Raw genomic sequence first — 22,665 nt, 5'->3', positions numbered from 1 at the left:
CCCCTCCTGTCTTCGAGGAGATGCTTTATGACAGTTGTGCGCAAGGGGCTGGTGAATGTGTAGAGTAGGGGGATGTACAGCATTGTTCTGGTCGATGACCACGCCATCGTTCGTGAGGGATTCAAGCGACTGATCGAGATGGAACCTGATCTCGATGTCGTCGCTGAATGTCGTAGTGCCGACGATGCGGTGGAAGCAGTCAGTCACTGGCGTCCGCACCTGGTGGCGCTGGATTTGTCGCTGCCTGACGGTAGCGGGTTGCCGCTGATCGAGCACCTGCTCAGCGTCTGCTCGGAGACGCACATCGTGGTGCTGAGCATGCACGACGGCGAACCCTATGTGTCCGAGGCCCTGCGACGCGGCGCCAGTGGCTACGTCACCAAGGGTGTCGCACCGGAAGAGCTGGTGGCTGGCCTGCGTGCGGTAATGCATGGCGAGTGCTTCCTCAGCTCGGATCTGCGCCAGCGTCGGGCCGATCGACCGAATGCGGCACTGGATCCGATCAATCGCCTGACTGCGCGCGAACGGGAGGTATTCCTGTTGCTGGCTGGCGGACTCACGCCCAAGCAGGTGGCAGCGGAATTGGGGATTGGCCAGAAAACCGTGTATATCCACCGCGCGAGCCTGATGGGCAAGCTCGGTGCGGGTTCGGAGCTGGATCTTTACCGGATGGCGACCGAGCGCGGCCTGCTCCCGCCTAACGGCTGATCCGAGTCGTACCGAGGCGGATCGTTGTGCTCAGGCAGTCTGGGCCCGATCCAGCATCTGTTTGGCGTGAGCCCGGGTTTCACGGGTGATTTCGACGCCGCCCAACATGCGGGCCAGCTCATCACGACGCCCGCCGGCGTCGAGCTTTTCGATTTGCGTCCGGGTCGAGTCGCCGTCGCTGTGCTTGCTGACGCGCAGGTGCGCGTGCCCCTGTGCAGCCACTTGCGGCAGGTGAGTCACGCACAGGACCTGGCGCAGATCACCCAGCGAGCGCAATTTCTGCCCGACCACTTCGGCCACGGCGCCGCCGATGCCGGTGTCGACCTCGTCGAAAATCATGCTGCCTACCGTGTCCTTGCCCAGCGTGGCGACTTCGATCGCCAGGCTGATGCGTGCCAGTTCACCGCCGGAGGCCACCTTGCGCAGGGGGCGGGGTGGCTGGCCGGGGTTGGCGCTCACCAGAAGCTCGCAGCGTTCCTGGCCTTGCGCATCCGGCTCATCGCCGGTCACCGGTTCCAGTTCGACGCGCAGCACGCCGCCGGCCATGCCCAGTTCCGCCATCAGCACGCTGACTTCCTCGCCCAGGCGCACCGCGGCCGCGCCACGCGCACGGCTCAGTTGGGTCGCTGCGGTGCTGTATTCATGTTGCAGGCGCTGGCGTTGCGCCGCCAACTGTTCCAGGGCATCGCCGGCACCCTCGAGCTCAGCCAGCTCGGTGCGCAGGGAAGCGAGCTTGTCGTGCAATTCACTCACCGGTAGCCGGTGCCGGCGCGACAGCTCATGCAGGCGCGCCAGGTGGTTGTCCACTTCGGTGTAGCGCTCGGGGTCGAGGTCGATATCCTGCGCGTAACGGCCCAGCCCATCGGCGGCTTCGCCCAGTTCGATGCTGGCGTTGTCCAGCAGCTCCAGCAGCGGGGTCAGCTTGTCATCCAGGGCGGCCAGCTTGCCCAACTCCGCATGGGCTCGACCGAGCGCACGACGCAGTGCGAATTCGCTGTCGCCATCAAGCAGCTCTACCACGCCGGCGCTGCCCTCGGCGAGCCGGCCGGCATTGGCCAGTCGCTTGTGATTCGCTTCGAGTTCACCCAGTTCGGTGGTTGGCAGTGCCCACTTTTCCAGCTCGCCGAGTTCGTGGCGCAGCAGTTCGATCCGCTGGTCGCGATCCTCGCCACCGCTGAGCTTGCGCATGCGCAAGCCGAGTTCGCGCCACTGAAGCGAAGCGTCACGTACCTGCACCAGCAGGTCATCGTGACCGGCGTAGGCGTCCAGCAGGGCCAACTGATGCGGTCGCGACAACAGTGCCTGGTGCTCATGCTGGCCATGGATCTCGACCAGCAAGGAGGCCAGTTCACCGAGCTGGCGTGCGTTGGCGGGACGGCCGTTGATCCATGCCCTGGAACTGCCTTCGGCGCGGATCACCCGGCGCAACTGGCAATTGCCGTCCTCGTCCAGTTCTTCGCGCTGCAGCCATTCGCGGGCTTCGGGCAGTCCGGCCAGGTCGAACTCCGCCGCCAGCTCGGCACGATCGCTGCCGGCCCTTACCATGCCACTGTCGGCACGCGCGCCGGCCAGCAGCATCAGGGCATCCACCAGCAGCGACTTGCCGGCGCCGGTTTCGCCGCTGACCACGGTCAGGCCCGGCCCGAAGGCGATCTCGGCAGCCTCGACGACAGCAAAATTACGGACGTAGAGCGAAGTGAGCATGGGCAGGCAAATGATGGGGTGGGTGGATTGTAGCGGCAGCCGGGCGGCGCAAAACACCGCCTCCACTTGCAAGCCGGGCGCGGAGACCTTATTTCTGTCGGGTCTCAAGGATTGCTACAACGCATGATCAACCCGCATGTCCACGATCTCGATGCACGCGCGCGACGCGTACTGCGCACGCTGATCGCCCAGTATCTGGTCGACGGCGAGCCGGTCGGCTCGCGCACGTTGTCGCGTTCGTCCGGCCTGGATGTGAGCCCGGCAACGATCCGCAACATCATGGCGGATCTAGAGGACGCCGGGCTGGTGGCTTCGCCGCACACCTCGGCGGGGCGGGTGCCGACGCCGCGCGGGCTGCGTCTGTTCGTGGACAGCCTGATCGAACTGCAGCCGCTGCCGGATGCGGAGATGGCGCGCCTGCAGAGCGAGTTGCCGCCGGGGCCGACCACCACGCTGGATCTGCTCGGCAATGTGTCGACCCTGCTGTCGGCGATGACCCGCTTCGCCGGTGTGGTGACGGTACCGCGCCAGGCGGATTTCCCGTTGCGCCACATCGATTTCGTGCCGTTGCCGGACGCGCGGGTGCTGGTGATCCTGGTATTCACCGACAACCAGGTGCAGAACCGCATCGTGCAACTGGCAAGACCGCTGGAAGGCCGGGAGCTGGAGCAGGCCGCGAATTACCTCAACAGCCAGTTTGCCGGCTTGCGTGTGGACGACATCCGCCTGCGCCTGCTGGCCGAACTGCGCGAAGCGGGCAGCGAGCTCAACCGATTGCTCGCCAGCACGATGGAGCTCGCCACGGCCTCGTTCGCGCCGCAGGCCGGCGGTAGCGACGTACTGGTCAGCGGGCAGACCAACCTGATGGCCTATTCGGAACTGGCCAACCTGCAGCGCCTGCGCGAGCTGTTTGACGCGTTCCAGCAGAAGAACGAATTGCTGCAGCTGATGGAAGTCTGCGCCAGGGCGCCCGGCGTACGGCTGTTCATTGGCGAGGAATCCGGCTTCGCCGCGCTGGATGGCTGCAGCGTGGTCACGGCCAGTTACGGCGCGCAGGGGCGGGTACTGGGGGCGGTCGGGGTCATTGGCCCGACCCGGATGGCCTACGAAAGGGTGATCCCGGTGGTGCAGGCCACCGCCGGATTGCTCAGTGACGCCTTGAATCGCGCCGCCACGACCCTATAACCGCAGCGGGAGCGGGGTTTCTCGCAAGTCAGTGGACGGTCGGCTTTCCTGCCGGCCACGAATTTTCGTTTGGAGTGATACATGCAGAACAACGATCCGCAGTCGCCCGGTGAGGCGTCGCAGGACCAGGCGGGCGAGTCCTCGACCATCGGCACCGAACTGGAGAGCCTGCAAGCACGCGTGGCGGAACTGGAGGCAAGCAATGCCGAATTGCTCGAGACCGTGTTGCGCGAGAAGGCCGAGCTGGAGAATCAGCGCCGTCGACTGCATCGCGACCTCGAACAGGCTCGCCGCTTCGCCAACGAGAAGCTGCTGAACGAGTTGCTGCCGGTCTACGACGGCCTGGAGAGTGGCCTGGCCGTGGAGGGCGGCGACGTGGCCTCGATGCGCGAAGGCATCAATCTGACCCTGAAGGCCTTGCTGAAAGTCGCTGAAAACAATGGCATGGCGCAGATTGATCCGCTCGGTCAGCCGCTCGATCCGGAGCGCCACCATGCGGTGAGCATGGTCGATGCTCCGGGCAAGGCCGCGGGCACCGTGGTCAACGTGCTGCAGAAGGGCTACGTCCTGAATGATCGTCTGCTTCGCCCCGCGCTGGTCGCGGTGGCAAAAGACTGAGCCGGGACTCGCTGGCGCCTGCCTGAACGGCGCGCCGGCGGATACCACGAAATCGCATCCGGGGCCTTGTCGGCATTGAATCGCCAGCACCGACCCCCATCTGAAAACCATCGCGGCCGCGGGGGCCGCAACAAGATTTGGAGCATACACATGGGCAAGATCATCGGTATCGACCTGGGCACCACCAACTCCTGCGTGGCCATCATGGATGGCAGCACGACCAAGGTCATCGAGAATTCGGAGGGCGATCGCACCACGCCGTCCATCGTCGCCTTCAACAAGGACGGCGAAGTGCTGGTGGGCGCCTCGGCCAAGCGCCAGAGCGTGACCAATCCGAAGAACACCTTCTATGCGGTGAAGCGGCTGATCGGGCGCAAGTTCACCGACGCCGAGGTGCAGAAGGACATTCACATCGTGCCGTACGCCATCGTGGCGCATGACAACGGTGACGCCTGGGTGCAGACCTCCGACGGCAAGAAGATGGCGCCGCAGGAAATCGCCGCCAAGGTGCTGATGAAGATGAAGAAGACCGCCGAGGACTATCTCGGCGAGACGATCACCGAGGCCGTCATCACGGTGCCGGCCTACTTCAACGACAGCCAGCGCCAGGCGACCAAGGACGCCGGCAAGATCGCCGGTCTCGACGTCAAGCGCATCATCAACGAGCCGACCGCGGCCGCGCTGGCCTACGGCATGGACAAGAAGGGCGGCGACCGCAAGATCGCGGTGTACGACCTCGGCGGTGGCACGTTCGACGTGTCGATCATCGAGATCGCCGAAGTCGACGGCGAGAAGCAGTTCGAGGTACTGGCCACCAATGGCGACACCTTCCTCGGTGGCGAGGACTTCGACATGCGCGTCATCGACTACCTGGTCGACGAGTTCAACAAGGAGCAGGGCATCGACCTGCGCAAGGATGCACTCGCCCTGCAGCGCCTGAAGGACGCCGCCGAGCGCGCCAAGATCGAGCTGTCCTCCAATCATCAGACCGACGTCAACCTGCCGTACGTGACGGCCGACGCCTCCGGTCCGAAGCATCTGAACATCAAGCTGACCCGGGCCAAGCTCGAGGCGCTGGTCGAGGATCTGGTCAAGCGCACCATCGAGCCGTGCCGCACGGCGCTGAATGACGCCGGGCTGCGCGTGTCCGACATCGACGACGTGATCCTGGTCGGCGGTCAGACCCGCATGCCCAAGGTGCAGGAATCGGTCAAGGACTTCTTCGGCAAGGAGCCGCGCAAGGACGTCAACCCGGACGAAGCCGTCGCGGTGGGCGCGGCGATCCAGGGCGGCGTGCTGGGCGGTTCGGTCAAGGACGTGCTGCTGCTGGACGTGACCCCGCTGTCGCTCGGCATCGAGACGATGGGTGGCGTGATGACCAAGCTGATCGAGAAGAACACCACGGTGCCGACCAAGGCGGCGCAGACGTTCTCCACGGCCGACGACAACCAGACCGCGGTGACCGTGCACGTGCTGCAGGGCGAGCGCGAGCGTGCCAGTGCCAACAAGTCGCTGGGCAAGTTCGACCTGCAGGGCATCGACGCGGCACCGCGCGGCATGCCGCAGATCGAGGTCACCTTCGACATCGATGCGAACGGCATCCTGCACGTGTCGGCCAAGGACAAGAAGACCGGCAAGGAACAGAAGATCGAGATCAAGGCCGGTTCGGGCCTGTCCGAGGACGAGATCCAGCGCATGGTCGCCGATGCCGAGGCGAACAAGGAAGAGGATCGCAAGTTCCATGAGCTGGTGGCCACCCGCAACAAGGCCGATCAGCTGGTGCATGCCACCCGCAGTGCATTGAAGGAGCACGGCGGCAAGGTGCCGGCCGACCAGCTCAGCACTATCGAGGGCGCGTTGTCCGATCTGGAGAAGGTCAAGGACAGCGAAGACAAGGCGGCGATCGAGTCCAAGGTCGAGAAGCTGGAGCAGGTTTCGCAGGCGTTGCATGCGGCGGCACAGGGCGGCGGCGCGGCCGATGCCGGTGCGCAATCCGCACCGGGCGGCTCGGCCCAGCCGGACGACGTGGTGGATGCCGAGTTCACCGAAGTGAAAGACGACAAGTCATAATCGGCGTCGTTATCGGCACGGCCGATCAACCAGCCCGTGCCAGGAATTCCCTGGCGCGGGCTGTGTGTTGATTGGGTATACGGAACCACGGGTTCCCGCAGGGGCGCGGCAAACAGTGTGGATACATGAATGAGCAAGCGTGACTACTACGAGGTGCTGGGCGTCGAGCGCAGCGTCAGCGAAGTCGATCTGAAGAAGTCCTTTCGACGATTGGCGATGAAATACCATCCGGATCGCTGTCCGGATGATCCCGCCGCGCAGGACAAGTTCAAGGAGGCCAAGGAGGCCTACGAAGTGCTGGCCGACGCGCAGAAGCGCTCGATGTACGACCAGCACGGCCATGCCGCGTTCGAGCATGGCATGGGTGGACGCGGCGGCGCCGGGTTCGGCGACGTCGGCGACATCTTCGGCGACATTTTCGGCGACATTTTCGGCAGGAACGGCGGGGGCCGTGGGCGTCCGCGGCGTGGCTCCGACCTGCGCTACATCATGGAGCTGGATCTGGAGGAGGCCGTGTTCGGCGTCAGCCGCCAGATCGAGGTGCCGACCCAGGTCAATTGCCATCACTGCAACGGCACCGGTTCGGAGGATGGCAAGGTCAGCAAGTGCAAGACCTGCCATGGTCACGGTCAGGTGCGCATGCAGAACGGCATCTTCTCGATCCAGCAGGCCTGCCCGCATTGCGGTGGCACCGGCCAGGCGATCGAGAAGCCCTGCAGGAAGTGCCACGGCGAAGGCCGGATCGAGGAGAGCCGCACGCTGTCGGTGCAGATTCCCGCCGGCGTCGACAACGGCGATCGCATCCGCCTGACCGGCCAGGGCGAGGCCGGCCCGTCCGGAGCGCCGGCCGGCGATCTGTATGTGGAAGTGCATGTGCGTGAGCACGCGATCTTCCAGCGAGAGGGCAACGATCTGTATTGCGAATTGCCGATCCGATTCTCGCAGGCGGCGTTGGGTGCCGAGCTGCCGGTGCCGACGCTGGACGGCGAGGTGCCGATCAGCATTCCACCGGAAACCCAGACCGGAGCCCAGTTCCGCTTGCGTGGGCGGGGCGTCAAGTCGGTACGCAGCAGTCGCCCCGGGGACCTGATCTGCAATGTGGTGGTGGAAACCCCGGTGCGTCTGACCAGGCAGCAACGGGAACTGTTCGAGTCGCTGGAAGCCACGTTTGGCGGCAGCGATGCCGACAAGCACACGCCGCGAGCCAAGGGCTGGGTGGATGGCGTGAAGCAGTTCTGGTCGAAAGTCACCGCGTAAGGTTCGCCTTGCGCGCGGTAGCATGTGCCATTGAAGGCCTTTGACCGGAGCAAGCGGATGACCCGACCTTTACGCCTTGCCATCAGTGGTGCATCCGGCCGCATGGGCGGCACCCTGCTGGGGCTGCTCGGTGGCGACGCGCGTTTCGAGCTGGTGCACGCCGTGGTGGCCGCCGGTTCGGCCCATGACGGTCTGCCGGTATTTGCCGGTTTGACCGACGCTTTGCGTTACGCGCATGACTGGTCCGATGCGCCGCCGCTCGATGTCGTCGTCGACTTCAGCGCGCCCACCGCGTTGGGCGCCACACTGGATCACTGCCTTGCGCACGGCGTCGCGCTGATCAGCGGCACCACGGGCCTCGATGCTTCGCTGGAATCGCGCCTGGCGGCCGCCGGCGACCGCATCGCCGTATTGCGCGCGGCCAATTTCAGTCTGGGCGTGGCGGTGCTGTCGCGGCTGCTGCGTCAGGCGGCGGCTGCGCTGCCTGACTGGGACCTGGAAATCGTCGAGGCACACCATGGCCGCAAGCAGGATGCGCCTTCAGGCACTGCGCTGGCGCTGGGTCGGGTTGCCGCCGCAGCGCGCAACACCACGCTGGAGGAGACGGCGGTGTACAGCCGAGAAGGTCGGACCGGCGAACGCGCCGAGGGCAGCATCGGTTTCGCCGTGGTGCGCGGCGGCGACATCGTCGGTGAACACACGGCCATGCTGATCGGGCCAGGCGAGCGGCTGGAACTGGGGCATCGCGCCACGGATCGCTCGATTTTCGCGCGCGGCGCGTTGCACGCGGCGTACTGGATCGCGGGGAAGGGGCCGGGACACTGGCAGCTGGATGACGTGATCGGTGCCGCGCTCTGAGCCGCAGTGTCACCTGCGCTCGTCAATTCCGGAGTTGACTTCGGGATATCTGCCTGCATCGCCCGCCGTTGCGGCCGGCCTGAAAAATGGCCGGCTCAGTCGCGATGCGAGGCGCTGCGATCACGCCCGGCGCCGAGTCGGGTATCGAGCTTGCCGACCAGCTTCTTGAATGCACGCGAGAACTTGCCGCGCTTGGTCTTGCGCAGTTTCTCCTTTTCACTGGTGAGCCAGGCGACCTGGATCACTCGCCGTTCGCCCTCGTAGGGCAGGTGGCCATGGAAGGAGTTTTCGCACCGCTTGAACACGGCGAACTCGCCGTAGAGCGGGGTCAGTTCCGGCGCGACGATGCTGTCGATATCGTCGATGCGGTGCAGGAATCGCAGGCAACCGTCGCTGCTGTCCGGCCATTGCGTGTTCAGATAGATCAGCGCAGTGGCGATCTTCGACTTGCTGTCGGTGTGGATGGTGCCATGGCGCTTGTTCAGCAGGCGGCACAGTGTCACCAGGGTCGGGTACTGGGCGAGGTTGTCGATCCCGAGTCGTTGACCGATGGCGCTGGCGAATGCCGGTGCGGTCATGTCCTCGATCAGGGTGTTGACGGTCGGGCCACAATCGCTCGGGTCGTACGGGAAGAAGCCGGCACTGGCATAGCGCGGGAAATCGCGCTCGAGATCGCTGCGCGCCTCCTCCGGCAACTGTCCGTGAGCCACCATGAACGGGAAAGGCTCATGCTGCACCGTGGTATCCGGACGGTCGAGTCGGGCGGGATCGAGCAGGATGACGGCACTCATCGGACATTCAACTCCTTGTGAAATGGTGGCTAGTGTAACCTTGGTCGCGAGACCATGATGCGTACGAAAGAACGCCGATTCAGGCTCGGTAAGGTGGACAGAAACGTCGCCGCCGCTTATCATTTCGTCCCGCCCAGCTCCATTCCCTACCAAGCTCCACAAGCCAGCAGTTCAGCGGCTTGCGGACTTTGCTGCATCCAAAAGGCGGTTACCGTATGCCTATTCCCGCTCTGCTCGCCCTCGAAGATGGCAGCGTGTTTCATGGTCATGCCGTCGGTGCGACGGGCGAGACCATCGGCGAGGTGGTTTTCAATACCGCCATGACCGGCTACCAGGAAATCCTCACCGATCCCTCGTATGCACGCCAGATCGTCACGCTGACCTACCCTCATGTCGGCAATACCGGCGTCAATGCCGAGGATGTCGAATCCACCGCCGTGCATGCCGCCGGACTGATCGTGCGTGACGTACCGCGTCGCGCCAGCAGTTGGCGCAGCAGCGAGAGTCTGCCCGATTACCTCAAGCGTCATGGCACGGTCGCGATCGCCGGTATCGACACGCGTCGATTGACCCGCATCCTGCGCGACAAGGGTGCGCTGGCGGGCTGCATCGTGGCCGGGGAGCAGGTCGATGCGGAGGATGCATTGCGCAAGGCGCGTGCCTTTCCCGGTCTGAACGGGATGGATCTGGCCAAGGTGGTCAGCACGGCCAAACCCTATGTGTGGAAGGAAGGCACGTACGACCTGGACAGCGTGTCGTTCAATCAACCGGCCATGCGCTTCAAGGTGGTTGCCTACGACTTCGGCACCAAGCTCAACATCCTGCGCCTGCTGGCCGAGCAGGGCTGCGAGGTCACCGTGGTGCCGGCACAGACGCCTGCCGCCGACGTGCTGGCGATGCGGCCCGATGGTGTCTTCCTGTCCAACGGACCGGGTGATCCGGCGGCGTGCGACTACGCCATCGCCGCCACGCGCGAATTGCTCGACGCGAAGATCCCGTTGTTCGGCATCTGCCTCGGTCATCAGCTGATGGGCCTGGCGCTCGGCGGCAAGACGCTGAAGATGAAGTTCGGTCATCACGGCGCGAATCATCCGGTCAAGGATCATGATGATGGCCGCGTCCTGATCACCTCGCAGAACCACGGCTTCGCGGTCGATCCGGCCACGTTGCCGGCGAATGCACGAGTCACGCACACCTCGCTGTTCGACGGTTCGCTGCAGGGCTTCGCGCTGACCGACCGGCCGGCTTTCTGCTTCCAGGGTCACCCGGAGGCGAGCCCCGGGCCGCGTGACATGAGTTATCTGTTCAACCGCTTCGCCGCACTGATGCAGGAGGCCCGCTGATGGCCAAGCGTACCGATATCAAGAGCATCCTCATCATCGGCGCCGGCCCGATCGTGATCGGCCAGGCCTGCGAGTTCGACTACTCCGGCGCGCAGGCGTGCAAGGCATTGAAGGAAGAGGGCTACCGGGTGATCCTGGTGAACTCCAATCCCGCCACGATCATGACCGACCCGGAGACCGCCGACGCGGTCTACATCGAGCCGATCAACTGGCAGACGGTGGAACAGATCATCGTCAAGGAGCGCCCGGACGCGTTGCTGCCCACGATGGGTGGCCAGACCGGCCTCAACTGTGCGCTCGACCTGGCCGACCACGGCGTACTGGAGAAATACAACGTCGAGCTGATCGGCGCCAAGCGTGAAGCGATCCGCATGGCCGAGGACCGGGAGCTGTTCCGCGTGGCAATGGCCGAGATCGGGCTGGAATGCCCCAAGGCCGAGGTCGTGCGAACGTTCGAACAGGCGCTGGTAACCCAGGCCAAGGTGGGCTACCCGACCGTGGTCCGGCCGAGTTTCACGCTGGGCGGCTCCGGCGGCGGCATCGCCTACAACCGCGAGGAGTTCGAGGAGATCGTCAAGCGCGGCCTGGAGCTGTCGCCGGTCAGCGAGGTGCTGGTCGAGGAATCCGTGCTCGGCTGGAAGGAGTTCGAGATGGAAGTGGTCCGCGATACCGCGGACAACTGCATCATCGTGTGCTCGATCGAGAACCTCGATCCGATGGGCGTGCATACCGGCGACTCGATCACGGTGGCGCCGGCCCAGACGTTGACCGACAAGGAATACCAGCGCCTGCGCGATGCCTCGATCGCGGTGCTGCGCAAGATCGGCGTGGACACCGGCGGCTCCAACGTGCAGTTCGGCATCAATGCCGAGGACGGCCGCGTGGTGGTCATCGAGATGAATCCGCGCGTCTCGCGTTCGTCCGCGCTGGCATCCAAGGCTACTGGCTTTCCGATCGCGAAGATCGCCGCGAAGCTGGCAGTCGGCTACACCCTGGACGAATTGAAGAACGACATCACCGGTGGCCTCACGCCGGCGTCGTTCGAGCCGGCGATCGACTACGTGGTCACCAAGATCCCGCGCTTCGCGTTCGAGAAATTCCCGGCCGCCGACGCCCGGCTGACCACCCAGATGAAATCGGTCGGCGAGGTGATGGCGATCGGCCGCAGCTTCCACGAGTCGCTGCAGAAGGCGTTGCGCGGCCTGGAAATCGGCAAGACCGGACTCAATCCCACCGGGCTGGACATCAGCACGGAGGACGGCGTGGCGGTGCTCAAGCGCGAGTTGCGCGAGCCGCGGCCGGACCGCGTGTTTCATCTGGCCGACGCGTTCCGCGCGGGCCTCTCGCTGGAAGAAGTACATGACCTCAGCCGGGTCGACCCGTGGTTCCTGGCCGCATTCGAGGACATCGTGCTGACCGAGACGGAGGTCGTTGCACAGGGAATCACGGCGCTGGACGAACCGCGCATGCGCGAACTCAAGCGGCTCGGTTTTTCCGATGCGCGGGTCGCCGAACTGCTCAATACCGACGAAGCGGCGGTGCGTCATCTGCGTCACACGCTCGGCGTGCGCCCGGTCTACAAGCGGGTGGATTCGTGTGCGGCCGAGTTCGCCACCAACACGGCCTACATGTATTCGACCTATGAGGAAGAATGCGAGGCCGAGCCGACCGATCGCGACAAGATCATCGTGCTCGGTGGCGGCCCGAATCGTATCGGGCAGGGCATCGAGTTCGACTACTGCTGCGTGCATGCCTCGCTGGCGCTGCGCGAGGATGGCTATGAAACCATCATGGTCAACTGCAATCCGGAGACCGTTTCCACCGATTACGATATTTCCGACCGCCTGTACTTCGAGTCGCTGACGCTGGAGGACGTGCTGGAAATCGTCCACGTGGAAAAGCCCAAGGGCGTGATCGTGCAGTACGGCGGTCAGACTCCGCTGAAGCTGGCACGTGCGCTGGAGGCCGCCGGCGTGCCGATCATCGGCACCAGTCCGGACAGCATCGACCTGGCGGAGGATCGTGAGCGCTTCCAGCAGATGATCGAGAAGATCGGGCTGAAGCAGCCGCCGAACCGCACCGCGCGCAATGCCGACGAGGCGATCGCGCTGGCGCGCGAGATCGGTTATCCGCTGGTGGTTCGGCCCAGCTATGTGCTTGGCGGCCGCGCGATGGAAGTGGTGCACGATGACGCCGACCTGTCGCGTTACATCCGCGACGCGGTGAAGGTGTCCAATGATTCGCCGGTGCTGCTCGACCGCTTCCTCGACCATGCGGTCGAAGTGGATGTGGACGTGATCGCCGACGCCGAGGGCAACGTGCTGATCGGCGGCATCATGGAGCACATCGAGGAAGCGGGCGTGCACTCGGGCGATTCGTCCTGCTCGCTGCCGCCCTATTCGTTGTCGGTCGAGATCCAGGACGAGATGCGCCGCCAGGTCACCGCGATGGCCAGGGAGCTGAAGGTCATCGGGCTGATGAATACCCAGTTCGCGATCCAGGGCGATACGGTGTTCATCCTGGAAGTGAACCCGCGCGCGTCGCGCACGGTGCCATTCGTGTCCAAGGCCATCGGGGTGCCGCTGGCCAAGATCGCCGCGCGCGTGATGGCGGGGCGCACGCTGGCGAGCCTGGGGGCTACCCGTGAAGTGATCCCGGCCTACTATTCGGTGAAGGAGGCGATCTTCCCGTTCCTGAAGTTCCAGAACGTCGATCCGATCCTCGGCCCGGAGATGCGCTCCACCGGTGAAGTGATGGGTGTGGGCCGCAGTTTCGGCGCCGCCTTCGCCCGCGGACACGAGGCGGCCGGGATCCGGCCGCCGACGGTCGGCAAGGTGTTCCTGTCGGTGCGCGACGCCGACAAGGAGCGTCTGTTGCCGGTGGCCCGGGAGGTCATCACGCGTGGCTTCAGCCTGGTGGCGACTTCGGGTACCGCCAGCTACCTGGCCGAGCACGGCGTGGTCTGCGAGCGCATCAACAAGGTGCTCGAAGGGCGCCCGCATATCGTCGATCTGATCAAGAATGGCGAGATCGTCTATATCGTCAACACGACCGAGGGCAAGCAGGCGATCGCCGACTCGTTCTCGATCCGGCGCGAAGCGCTGCAGCATCGCGTCACCTATTCCACGACCGTGGCAGGCGCCCGTGCGCTGGTGCATTCGCTGGATTTCCGCAGCGACGGCCAGGTGCACAGCCTGCAGGAATTGCACAAGGAGCTCAGCGCATGAGTCGCGCCCCCATCACCAAAGCCGGCTCGGAACGGCTGCGTGCCGAACTGGAGCGGCTGAAGTCGGTCGATCGGCCACGCATCATCGCGGCGATCGCCGAAGCCCGCGCGCACGGCGATCTGAAGGAGAACGCCGAGTATCACGCTGCACGCGAACAGCAGAGTTTCACCGAGGGCCGCATCGGTCAGCTCGAAGCCCTGTTGTCGACGGCCGAAGTGATCGACGTCACCCAGCTCAATCCGGGCAACCGCATCGTGTTCGGCGCCATCGTCGATCTGGAAGACGAGGACAGCGGCGTGGCGGTGACTTACCAGATCGTCGGCGACCTGGAGGCAGACATCAAGCGACAGCTGATCGCGGTGTCCTCGCCGATAGCGCGCGCGCTGATCGGCAAGAGTGCAGGCGACAGTCTCGAGTTCACCGCACCCAACGGCGTCAAGCACTACGAGATCATCGCCATCCGTTACGAATGAGGCGAACGCGCGCGCCGGGTTGCTTCGCAATCCGGCGCGGAGATACGAAAAAGGCCGCTTTCGCGGCCTTTTTCTCGACTTCGTCGTTGCGGGATCCGATGGGACTCAGCGCTGACGAGCCTTGAAACGGGGATTGCTCTTGCAGATCACGAACACCTTGCCGCGACGACGCACGATCTTGCAGTCGCGGTGCCGCGCCTTGGCGGACTTCAAAGAGTTAAGCACCTTCACGGCCAGCTCCTGACACTAAACGAAAATGTAAGCGTGCAAGTGTAACGACTCGCCGGGTCGATCACAAGCCCGGCGCCACCGCCGTTTCGGTGACTGTCGCCAGAAACTGCTGCAGTGCGGGCGAGTGGTGGTCGGTACGACAGGCTATCGCCAGCAGCATGTACGCATCGGGGTCGTCCAGCGGCACATAGCTGACTCCGGCCAGGCGCACCGTGCGCATGCTGGCCGGCACCAGCGCCAGGCCCAGGCCTGCCGCGACGAGTGCCAGCAAGCCGTTGATCTGCTGCGCATGCTGGACGATCGCCGGCTGGAAGCCCGCGTTGGTCGCCAGCGTCACCAGGCGGTCGTAGAGCGTGGCCGCCAGCTCGCGTGGCTGGGAAACAAACGCATCACCGGCTACATCGGCCAGATGGAGGCTGCTGCGGCTGGCCAGTGGATGACCGGCGGGCAGGGCGAGCAGCAAGGGTTCGCGATCAATCACGCTGAGCCGCAGGTTGCGTGCATCCTGCGAATGAATCGGCTCGTTGCGTACGAAGCCCACGTCGATCTCGTCGGCCAGGAGCGAGGCAAACTGGGGTTCGGTATACATCTCGCTGAGCTTCAGGCGGACATTGGGCGCGATCTGGCCGAAGCGCAGCAAAGTCTGCGGAAGCGCCGGATGGAACGAGACCGACGCGGTATACGCCAACCGCAACTGACCGCTGTAGCCCGCCGCGGCGGCAACGACCTGGCTGCGCGCTTCGTCGGCCCTGGCCAGAATCTGCCGGGCCTGCTCCAGAAAGACGCGGCCCGGTTCGGTCAGCTCGACATGGCGCTTGGTGCGTTCCAGCAGACGCACGCCGAGGTCCCGCTCCAGCGCCTGGATCTGCTGGGACAGTGGTGGCTGTGAAAGATGCAGGCGCAGCGCCGCCCGCGTGAAGCTCAGCTCCTCGGCGACGGCAATGAAATAGCGCAACTGGCGGAAATCAAACATATATGGATATCGAATCAATAGTGCTCTAAATATATATTAGATACTTTATCGCATCGATCATAAACTCTCTCCCGTCCCGCCACTTCCCCTCCCCCTAGTGGCGGCGGCCCTCGCCCCGCAGCGACGCTAAATACGATGTCTGGCTCATCCCCCCCTGAGCCCACACCGATGCGTCATCCCTGCGGGGCGCTCTTTTTTCCGGCGCCGCGGCCATCCAGGCCGCGGCGTCATTGCTTCCGGCGGATCACCCGCCGGGTGAGCTCAGATCCGGCTGGCCAGCAGGGTGCCCTGGGCGATGGCCCGTTTGGCATCCAGTTCGGCTGCCACGTCGGCACCGCCGATGACGTGCACCTTGATGCCGGCGGCGATCAACTCGTCGGCCAGCTGGCGATTGGGCTCCTGACCGGCGCAAACCACCACGGTATCGACAGGCAGGATCTGTGGCGTGTCGCCGACCGTGATGTGCAGGCCCTGATCGTCGAAACGACGGTAGGTCACCTTGTCGATCATGCTGACCTGCCTGGCTTTCAGCGTGGCCCGATGCACCCAGCCGGTGGTCTTGTTGAGCCGGGCGCCGAGACGGCCCTCACTGCGCTGCAGCAGCCATATCTGCCGGGCAGGCGCCTCGGGTCTGGCGGGTTGCAGGCCGCCCCGCTGCGCCAGCTGCATGTCGACCCCCCATTCACGGGTCCAGCGAGTCACGTCGGTGGTGGGCGAGGGCGCATCCTCGGCCAGGTACTCGGCCACATCGAAGCCGATGCCGCCGGCACCGATGATCGCCACTTTCGAGCCCACCGGCTGGTGCCGGGCCAGTACATCGAGATAGCTCAGAACGCGGGGGTCGTCACTGCCGGGAAAGTCGACCTGACGCGGCGTGATGCCGGTGGCGATCACCACCTCGTCGTAGCCACCCGCATGCACCGATTCGGCATCCGCTGCCTGACCGAGCCGCACGTCGACGCCGTTGTCGGCCAGTTGATGACGGAAATAGCGCAGCGTCTCGTGGAACTCTTCCTTGCCCGGGATCTGCTTGGCGTAGTTGAACTGGCCGCCGATCTCGCTGGCCCGATCGATCAGGGTCACCGCGTGGCCGCGCTCGCCCAGTGTGCTGGCGCATGCCATGCCGGCCGGGCCGGCACCGATCACGGCGACGCGCTTGCGCACGGTCGCGGGCTGGATCTTCAACTCGGTCTCGTGGCATGCGCGGGGGTTGACCAGGCAACTGGCGCGGCGATTCTGGAATACATGATCGAGGCAAGCCTGATTGCAGGCGATGCAGGTGTTGATGCGTTCGCTGCGGTCGGCTTTGGCCTTGTTCACCCATTCCGGGTCGGCCAGCAGCGGCCGCGCCATCGAGACCATGTCGGCGTCACCGTCGGCGAGGATGCGTTCGGCCACCTCCGGCATGTTGATCCGGTTGGTGGCTATCAGCGGAATGCCGACTTCCCCCTTGAGCTTCCGGGTAACCCAGGCGAAGCCGGCGCGCGGCACGCTGGTGACGATGGTGGGTACGCGCGCCTCGTGCCAGCCGATGCCGGTATTGATGATGCTGGCGCCCGCCGCTTCGATGGCCTTGGCCAGGGCCACGACTTCCGGCCAGTCCTGGCCGCCTTCGACCAGATCCAGCATCGACAGCCGGTAGATGATGATGAAGTCGCTTCCCACCGCCGCACGCGTGCGGCGCACGATCTCCACGGCGAAACGCATGCGCCGTGACGGGTCGCCACCCCAGGCGTCATTGCGCTGATTGGTGCGCGCCGCGATGAATTCGTTGATGAGATAACCTTCCGAACCCATCACTTCCACGCCGTCATAGCCGGCGTCCTGCGCCAGCCTTGCGCAGCGCACGAAGTCGTTGATGGTGCGTTCCACGCCGCCGGCGGACAACGCGCGCGGGGTAAACGGGGTAATCGGCGACTTGATCTTCGACGGGGCTACCGACAGCGGGTGGTAGCCGTAGCGTCCGGCGTGCAGGATCTGCATGCAGATGCGTCCGCCTTCGGCATGTACGGCCCGGGTCAGTTTGCGGTGTCGCGGCTTGTGCCAAGGCAGCGTCAGGCGCCCGCCGAACGGCTTCAGCCAGCCCTGGATGCTTGGCGAAATCCCCCCGGTCACCATCAGTCCGACGCCTCCGCGGGCGCGCTCGGCGAAATACGCGGCCAGCTTGTCGTAGTCGGCCGCCTTGTCCTCCAGGCCGGTGTGCATCGAGCCCATCAGGACGCGGTTGGGCAGGGTGACGTGGCCCAGGTCGAGCGGGCTGAACAGCTTCGGATAATTCATGACGCCCCGGATTGACTCAAACGATCGTATGAATGTGCCGGGGTTGGGGGGCGAAAAGCAAGCGCCGTGTCCTTATAGCGTGGGATCAGGACAGCAACTGGTGCACCAGCGCGATATAACGGCGCATCGCTTCTTCCTCGGGCATGCCGCTCAGCTGGGCCCACGCCTCATGCTTGGCCGTGCCGACGAAGTCGAAGAATCCGGGCTGGGTTCGCCGCAGGTCACCCTCCGAGCCCTGCTTGTAGAGGGCGTAGAGCTTCAGCAGGGTGTCGTTGTCCGGGCGCGTGGCCAATCGCTGGATGTCCTCGGCGGCTTGCTCAAACTCGCGGCGAAGATCGGTCATGGATAATTCGGGTGGACTTGCATGCACAGAGATCGGCTAGATAGCACGCGTTCCCGGTGGGGGTCAACGCGTTAAACTCCCGCGTTCTCCCGTTCAGCCAGGATCTTGCCATGAGCCATGCCCCATCCGTTCCCGTACTCACCATCGACGGGCCATCCGGATCGGGCAAGGGCACCATCAGCGCGCTGGTGGCCGAACGCCTGGGTTGGCGGCTGCTGGACTCGGGTGCCTTGTACCGCGCCGTGGGCTACGCCGCTGGCATGGCCGGACTGGATCTGTCGGATGTGGAGGCGATGACCCGCTGCGCCCACAGCACGAAAATCCAGTTTCGCGCGGCCCCCGACGGCGGCGAGACGCGGGTGATCGTCAATGGGCACGATGCCACCGATGAATTGCGCACGGAAACTGCCGGGGCGGCGGCCTCGGCGATCGCTTCGATGCCAACCGTGCGGGAGGCCCTGGTGGCGTTGCAGCTGGGATTTCGCAAGGCGCCGGGGCTGGTGGCCGACGGGCGCGACATGGGCACGGTGATCTTTCCGGACGCCGCGTTCAAGGTTTTCCTCACCGCGAGCGCGGCCGAGCGCGCGAAAAGGCGCTATAAGCAGTTGAAGGAAAAGGGACTCAGCGTTACACTTGGCGGCCTTCAGCGCGAAATTGAAGCGCGTGACAACCGCGATGCATCGCGTGCGGTTGCGCCGCTCAAGCCTGCCGAAGATGCCCTGCTGGTGGACACTACCGGCATGAGCATCGATCAGGTCGTCGCGAAAGTACTGGCCGTGGTGCAGCCTTAGATCGGGTTGCATCATGGTTTTTGCGCCCCTGCCACGGCAGGGATTTTGGCCAACGGTGACGACGGCAGGTTCCGATGAACCGCTGAAGACACCCCCGACCGGTGGATCGGAAGTTCGTGCGCAACACCAATGCAAGCGCAACGAATCACGGTCTTTTCCCACTATGGAATCAACATGACTGAAAGTTTTGCCGAACTGTTTGAACAGAGCCAACAGGCTATCTCCAAGCTGAAGCCCGGCGCCATCGTCACCGGCATCGTTGTGGAAATCCGCAATGACGTCGTCGTGATCAATGCCGGCCTGAAGAGCGAAGGCATCGTCCCGATCGAGCAGTTCAAGGACGAAGACGGCGTGCTGGAGGTGCAGGTAGGCGACGAGGTGAAGGTAGCCCTCGAAGCTTTGGAAGACGGATTCGGCGAGACCAAGCTGTCGCGCGAGAAGGCCAAGCGCTCGATGGTGTGGGACGACCTGGAGCAGGCGTTCGACAAGGAAGAGACCATCGTCGGCATGATTTCCGGCAAGGTCAAGGGTGGTTTCACCGTCGACATCAAGGATGTCCGCGCATTCCTGCCGGGCTCGCTGGTCGATGTGCGTCCGGTGCGCGACCCGGTTTACCTCGAGGGCAAGGAACTCGAGTTCAAGATCATCAAGCTCGATCGCAAGCGCAACAACGTGGTGGTCAGCCGCCGCGCCGTCGTCGAGACCGAGTTCTCCGAGGAGCGCGAGAAGCTGTTGGAGCGCCTGACCGAGGGTGCCGTCGTCAAGGGTGTGGTGAAGAACCTCACCGATTACGGCGCATTCGTTGATCTGGGCGGCATCGACGGCCTGCTGCACATCACCGACATGGCGTGGAAGCGTGTGCGTCATCCGTCCGAAGTCGTCAACGTCGGCGACGAGCTGGACGTGCGCGTGCTGAAGTACGACAAGGAGCGCAACCGCGTTTCGCTGGGCCTGAAGCAGCTGGGCGACGACCCGTGGGTCGCCATTGCCCGTCGCTATCCGGTCGGCAGCCGCCTGTTCGGCAAGGTCTCCAACGTCACCGATTACGGCTGCTTCGTCGAGATCGAGCCTGGCGTGGAAGGCCTGGTGCACGTGTCCGAGATGGACTGGACCAACAAGAACGTCAATCCGGCCAAGGTGGTTCAGGTCGGTGACGAGACCGAAGTCACCGTGCTGGACGTGGACGAAGAGCGTCGCCGCATCTCGCTGGGTATCAAGCAGACCCGCTCGAACCCGTGGGAAGCCTTCGCCGCCATGCACAAGAAGGGCGACAAGGTCTCCGGTCAGATCAAGTCGATCACCGACTTCGGTGTGTTCATCGGCCTGGACGGCGGCATCGATGGTTTGGTGCACCTGTCCGACATCTCCTGGCAGATGTCCGGCGAAGACCTCGTGCGCAACTTCAAGAAGGGCGACGAGATCGAGGCTGTGGTGCTGGCGGTCGATCCAGAGCGTGAGCGCATCTCGCTCGGCATCAAGCAGATGGAGCAGGATCCGTTCGGTCAGTTCATGGCCGCCAATCCGCGTGGCACCATTGTCAACGGCACCGTCAAGGAAGTCGATGCCAAGGGCGCCGTGATCGATCTGGGCGAGGGCGTCGAGGGTTATCTTCGTGCCAACGATATCGCCAAGGAGCGCATCGAGGATGCCACGCTGCATCTGAAGGTGGGTGACGCGGTCGAAGCCAAGTTCACCGGCATGGATCGCAAGGGTCGCCAGCTGTCGCTGTCGATTCGTGCGAAGGACGAAGAGGACGCACCTGACGCAGCCGTGGATTATTCCTCCGCTGCCAGCGGTACGACCAAACTTGGTGCGCTGCTGAAAGAGCAGTTCAACAAGGCTGACTGATAGTTGCGACAGCCTGACGCGGGGCGGCACACGCCGCCCCGCCGTTTAACGTCACGGACATTGGGGTCCCATGACCAAATCCGAATTGATCGAAGCGCTGGCCAGGCGCCAGACCCATCTTGCGTTTGCGGACGTCGAGATGGCCGTCAAGAGCGTGATCGAGCAAATGAGCCACGCACTGGCTCATGGCGAGCGTATCGAGGTGCGTGGTTTCGGCAGCTTCGCGCTGCATTACCGACCACCGCGCATGGGCCGTAATCCCAAGACGGGCGAAGCCGTGGCACTGCCCGGCAAGCACGTTCCGCATTTCAAGCCAGGCAAGGAATTGCGCGAACGCGTGGATCTTGATCTGGAGCAGAAGGCCGGTTGATCCGGTAACGATGCAGAGCTGTTCGAAGGCAGGCGACGCAAGTCGATCCTGCCTTCTTTTTGCCCGGAGTCCCCGGCAGGTTCCGAGACGAAGCACTCTCCCGAGGATCGTTCGCCAACCCGTGCACGTGTCTGTGACTGTCGCGATCAATCGGGTAAAGTCGCGTCATGCGCCTGCTTGCCATCATCATCCTGGTCATTTTCATTGCCGCCGGCGTCGTGCTGGGTGCGCTCAACGCCGATATGGTCCGCTACGACCTCGGCCTGGTCAGCGTGCAATTGCCCAAGGGGGCGGCCCTGCTTTGCGCGGTGGTGCTCGGCTGGCTGCTTGGCGGACTCACCGCATGGCTGGGCCTCAGCTCGCGCCACCGTCGTGAGCGCCGCCGGCAACCGCGTACGGACAAGAAGCTGCCGGCCAATCCATGAACCCTCTGTATGTACTGGCTACGCTGGTACCCGTTGCGTTTGCACTTGGATGGTGGGCCTCCCGCCAGATCGGCGCGCGGCGTTCCGGTGCCGAAGTCAGTGAGCTGTCCTCGGATTACTTTCGCGGTCTGAATTACCTGCTCAACGAAGAGCAGGACAAGGCCATCGAGGTATTCCTCAAGCTGGCCGAATACAACCGCGACACGGTCGAGACGCACCTGGCGCTGGGCAACCTGTTTCGCCGTCGTGGTGAGGTGGACCGGGCGATCCGGCTGCATCAGCACCTCGTGTCGCGCCCCGGCTTGTCCGATGCGATGAAGACGGTCGCCTTGCTGGAACTGGGTGAGGACTACATGCGTGCGGGCCTGCTGGACCGCGCCGAGGCGCTGTTCTCCGACCTGGTGGCGATGGATGCGCATGCTCCTTCGGCGTTGCGCCATCTGATCGCGATCTATCAGCACGAGCGCGACTGGCACAAGGCCATCGAACACGCCCGCCGCCTCGAGGTGATGACGGGCGAGGACGAGGCGCCGATGATTGCGCAGTTCTATTGCGAGCTCGCCGACCGCTCGCGTCAGCATGGCGCCCGCGCCGAGGCGCGGAACTACCTGCAGCAGGCATTCGAGTGTCAGCCCGACTGCGTGCGCGCGTTCATGCTGACCGGCCGGCTCCACTCCGAGGATGACCAGCATGCGGAGGCGGTGGATGCCTATGAGGCGGCGATCAATGCAGACAGCGCCTTTACCCCGGATATCCTGCCGCCGTTGCTGAACAGTTATGCGCGTTCGCAGCAGATGGAACGCGCCGAAGCCTTCCTGCGCGACATGCTGGGTCGTTACCACGGCGTGTCACCGGTGCTGGCACTGACCCATCTCTATCGGCAGCGCGATGGCGAGCGGGCGGCGATCGATTTTCTGACCCAGCAGTTGCGGCAACGGCCGTCCGTGCGCGGTCTGATGGCACTGATCGACGCGACCATGGACAAGATCGAGGGCGAGGCTCGCGAAAACTTCTTCATCCTGCGCGATCTGACCAGGAAGCTGCTCGAGGGCCAGGCGATGTATCGCTGCAGCCGCTGCGGTTTCGGTGCCAAGGCGCACCATTGGCAATGCCCCAGTTGCAAGAGCTGGAGCACGATCCGGCCGATTCACGGCGTCGCCAGCGAATGAC

General features: G+C 64.4%; 20 protein-coding genes. 14 read left to right on the top strand and 6 right to left on the bottom strand.

The window, feature by feature from the left end:
- The first annotated feature begins 72 nt into the window (after window positions 1-72).
- On the top strand, window positions 73-708 hold the full coding sequence (locus tag ACFPPA_RS09460; RefSeq protein ID WP_377319524.1) for a response regulator: 636 nt from the start codon (window positions 73-75) through the stop codon (window positions 706-708).
- A gap of 30 nt (window positions 709-738) precedes the next feature.
- Here ACFPPA_RS09460 and recN read toward each other — a convergent pair whose 3' ends face one another.
- The gene (gene recN, locus ACFPPA_RS09455; RefSeq protein ID WP_377319523.1) at window positions 739-2,412 is read right to left on the bottom strand and encodes a DNA repair protein RecN; all 1,674 of its coding nucleotides are present in this window, start codon (window positions 2,410-2,412) and stop codon (window positions 739-741) included.
- Window positions 2,413-2,535: 123 nt separating this feature from the next.
- On the opposite strand from recN, the gene hrcA reads away from it, so the two are divergent.
- The 5 genes from hrcA to dapB all read left to right on the top strand — a co-directional run bounded on the left by hrcA (window position 2,536) and on the right by dapB (window position 8,400).
- Window positions 2,536-3,597 carry a heat-inducible transcriptional repressor HrcA gene (gene hrcA, locus ACFPPA_RS09450; RefSeq protein WP_377319522.1) on the top strand — a complete coding sequence of 354 codons (1,062 nt, stop codon included), beginning with the start codon at window positions 2,536-2,538 and terminating at the stop codon, window positions 3,595-3,597.
- A gap of 81 nt (window positions 3,598-3,678) precedes the next feature.
- The gene (gene grpE, locus ACFPPA_RS09445) at window positions 3,679-4,215 is read left to right on the top strand and encodes a nucleotide exchange factor GrpE (protein ID WP_377319521.1); all 537 of its coding nucleotides are present in this window, start codon (window positions 3,679-3,681) and stop codon (window positions 4,213-4,215) included.
- 150 nt (window positions 4,216-4,365) lie between these two features.
- Complete coding sequence (gene dnaK / locus ACFPPA_RS09440; protein WP_377319520.1) at window positions 4,366-6,285, top strand: molecular chaperone DnaK; 1,920 nt, start codon at window positions 4,366-4,368, stop codon at window positions 6,283-6,285.
- A 129-nt stretch (window positions 6,286-6,414) separates the two neighbouring features.
- The gene (dnaJ, locus tag ACFPPA_RS09435; RefSeq protein WP_377319519.1) at window positions 6,415-7,542 is read left to right on the top strand and encodes a molecular chaperone DnaJ; all 1,128 of its coding nucleotides are present in this window, start codon (window positions 6,415-6,417) and stop codon (window positions 7,540-7,542) included.
- A 57-nt stretch (window positions 7,543-7,599) separates the two neighbouring features.
- On the top strand, window positions 7,600-8,400 hold the full coding sequence (gene dapB / locus ACFPPA_RS09430) for a 4-hydroxy-tetrahydrodipicolinate reductase (RefSeq protein WP_377319518.1): 801 nt from the start codon (window positions 7,600-7,602) through the stop codon (window positions 8,398-8,400).
- A gap of 95 nt (window positions 8,401-8,495) precedes the next feature.
- Here the strand turns inward: dapB and ACFPPA_RS09425 are convergent, their stop codons facing one another.
- Window positions 8,496-9,191, bottom strand: a complete 696-nt coding sequence (locus tag ACFPPA_RS09425) for a 2OG-Fe(II) oxygenase (RefSeq protein ID WP_377319517.1) — start codon at window positions 9,189-9,191, stop codon at window positions 8,496-8,498.
- Between the two features lie 215 nt (window positions 9,192-9,406).
- Here ACFPPA_RS09425 and carA point away from each other — a divergent pair, with 215 nt between their 5' ends.
- Genes carA through greA form a run of 3 tightly spaced genes read left to right on the top strand, consistent with a single transcriptional unit; the run spans window position 9,407 to window position 14,234 of the window.
- Complete coding sequence (gene carA / locus ACFPPA_RS09420) at window positions 9,407-10,534, top strand: glutamine-hydrolyzing carbamoyl-phosphate synthase small subunit (protein ID WP_377319516.1); 1,128 nt, start codon at window positions 9,407-9,409, stop codon at window positions 10,532-10,534.
- A complete protein-coding gene (gene carB, locus ACFPPA_RS09415; protein WP_377319515.1) occupies window positions 10,534-13,761 on the top strand; it encodes a carbamoyl-phosphate synthase large subunit in 3,228 nt (1,075 codons plus the stop codon). The genes carA and carB overlap by 1 nt, the downstream gene beginning before the upstream one ends.
- Window positions 13,758-14,234 (top strand): transcription elongation factor GreA, encoded by a 477-nt coding sequence (greA, locus tag ACFPPA_RS09410; RefSeq protein WP_377319514.1) that lies wholly within the window; start codon window positions 13,758-13,760, stop codon window positions 14,232-14,234. The genes carB and greA overlap by 4 nt, the downstream gene beginning before the upstream one ends.
- A 105-nt stretch (window positions 14,235-14,339) precedes the next feature.
- Here greA and ykgO read toward each other — a convergent pair whose 3' ends face one another.
- From ykgO to ACFPPA_RS09390, 4 genes are all read right to left on the bottom strand, one after another.
- A complete protein-coding gene (ykgO, locus tag ACFPPA_RS09405; protein WP_007080705.1) occupies window positions 14,340-14,465 on the bottom strand; it encodes a type B 50S ribosomal protein L36 in 126 nt (41 codons plus the stop codon).
- 61 nt (window positions 14,466-14,526) lie between these two features.
- Entirely contained in the window at window positions 14,527-15,438 is a 912-nt protein-coding gene (locus ACFPPA_RS09400) for a LysR substrate-binding domain-containing protein (RefSeq protein WP_377319513.1), read from the bottom strand.
- A gap of 261 nt (window positions 15,439-15,699) precedes the next feature.
- Complete coding sequence (locus tag ACFPPA_RS09395) at window positions 15,700-17,718, bottom strand: oxidoreductase (protein WP_377319512.1); 2,019 nt, start codon at window positions 17,716-17,718, stop codon at window positions 15,700-15,702.
- Window positions 17,719-17,803: 85 nt separating this feature from the next.
- Window positions 17,804-18,061: an acyl-CoA-binding protein gene (locus tag ACFPPA_RS09390; protein WP_377319511.1), complete on the bottom strand. Its 258-nt coding sequence runs from the start codon at window positions 18,059-18,061 to the stop codon at window positions 17,804-17,806.
- 110 nt (window positions 18,062-18,171) lie between these two features.
- On the opposite strand from ACFPPA_RS09390, the gene cmk reads away from it, so the two are divergent.
- The 5 genes from cmk (at window position 18,172) to lapB (ending at window position 22,664) form a co-directional block, all read left to right on the top strand.
- A complete protein-coding gene (cmk, locus tag ACFPPA_RS09385) occupies window positions 18,172-18,852 on the top strand; it encodes a (d)CMP kinase (protein ID WP_377319510.1) in 681 nt (226 codons plus the stop codon).
- Window positions 18,853-19,026: 174 nt separating this feature from the next.
- Window positions 19,027-20,700 (top strand): 30S ribosomal protein S1, encoded by a 1,674-nt coding sequence (gene rpsA, locus ACFPPA_RS09380; RefSeq protein WP_377319509.1) that lies wholly within the window; start codon window positions 19,027-19,029, stop codon window positions 20,698-20,700.
- A 70-nt stretch (window positions 20,701-20,770) separates the two neighbouring features.
- Window positions 20,771-21,070, top strand: a complete 300-nt coding sequence (locus ACFPPA_RS09375) for an integration host factor subunit beta (protein ID WP_377319508.1) — start codon at window positions 20,771-20,773, stop codon at window positions 21,068-21,070.
- A gap of 167 nt (window positions 21,071-21,237) precedes the next feature.
- Window positions 21,238-21,495: a LapA family protein gene (locus tag ACFPPA_RS09370; protein WP_377319507.1), complete on the top strand. Its 258-nt coding sequence runs from the start codon at window positions 21,238-21,240 to the stop codon at window positions 21,493-21,495.
- On the top strand, window positions 21,492-22,664 hold the full coding sequence (lapB, locus tag ACFPPA_RS09365) for a lipopolysaccharide assembly protein LapB (protein ID WP_377319506.1): 1,173 nt from the start codon (window positions 21,492-21,494) through the stop codon (window positions 22,662-22,664). The genes ACFPPA_RS09370 and lapB overlap by 4 nt, the downstream gene beginning before the upstream one ends.
- Window position 22,665 lies beyond the last annotated feature (1 nt).

Origin of the sequence: Rhodanobacter ginsengisoli (assembly GCF_042657065.1) — a bacterium.
In the GTDB taxonomy this organism is placed as follows: Bacteria; Pseudomonadota; Gammaproteobacteria; order Xanthomonadales; family Rhodanobacteraceae; genus Rhodanobacter; species Rhodanobacter ginsengisoli.
This window is presented reverse-complemented; position numbering and strand designations above follow the sequence as displayed.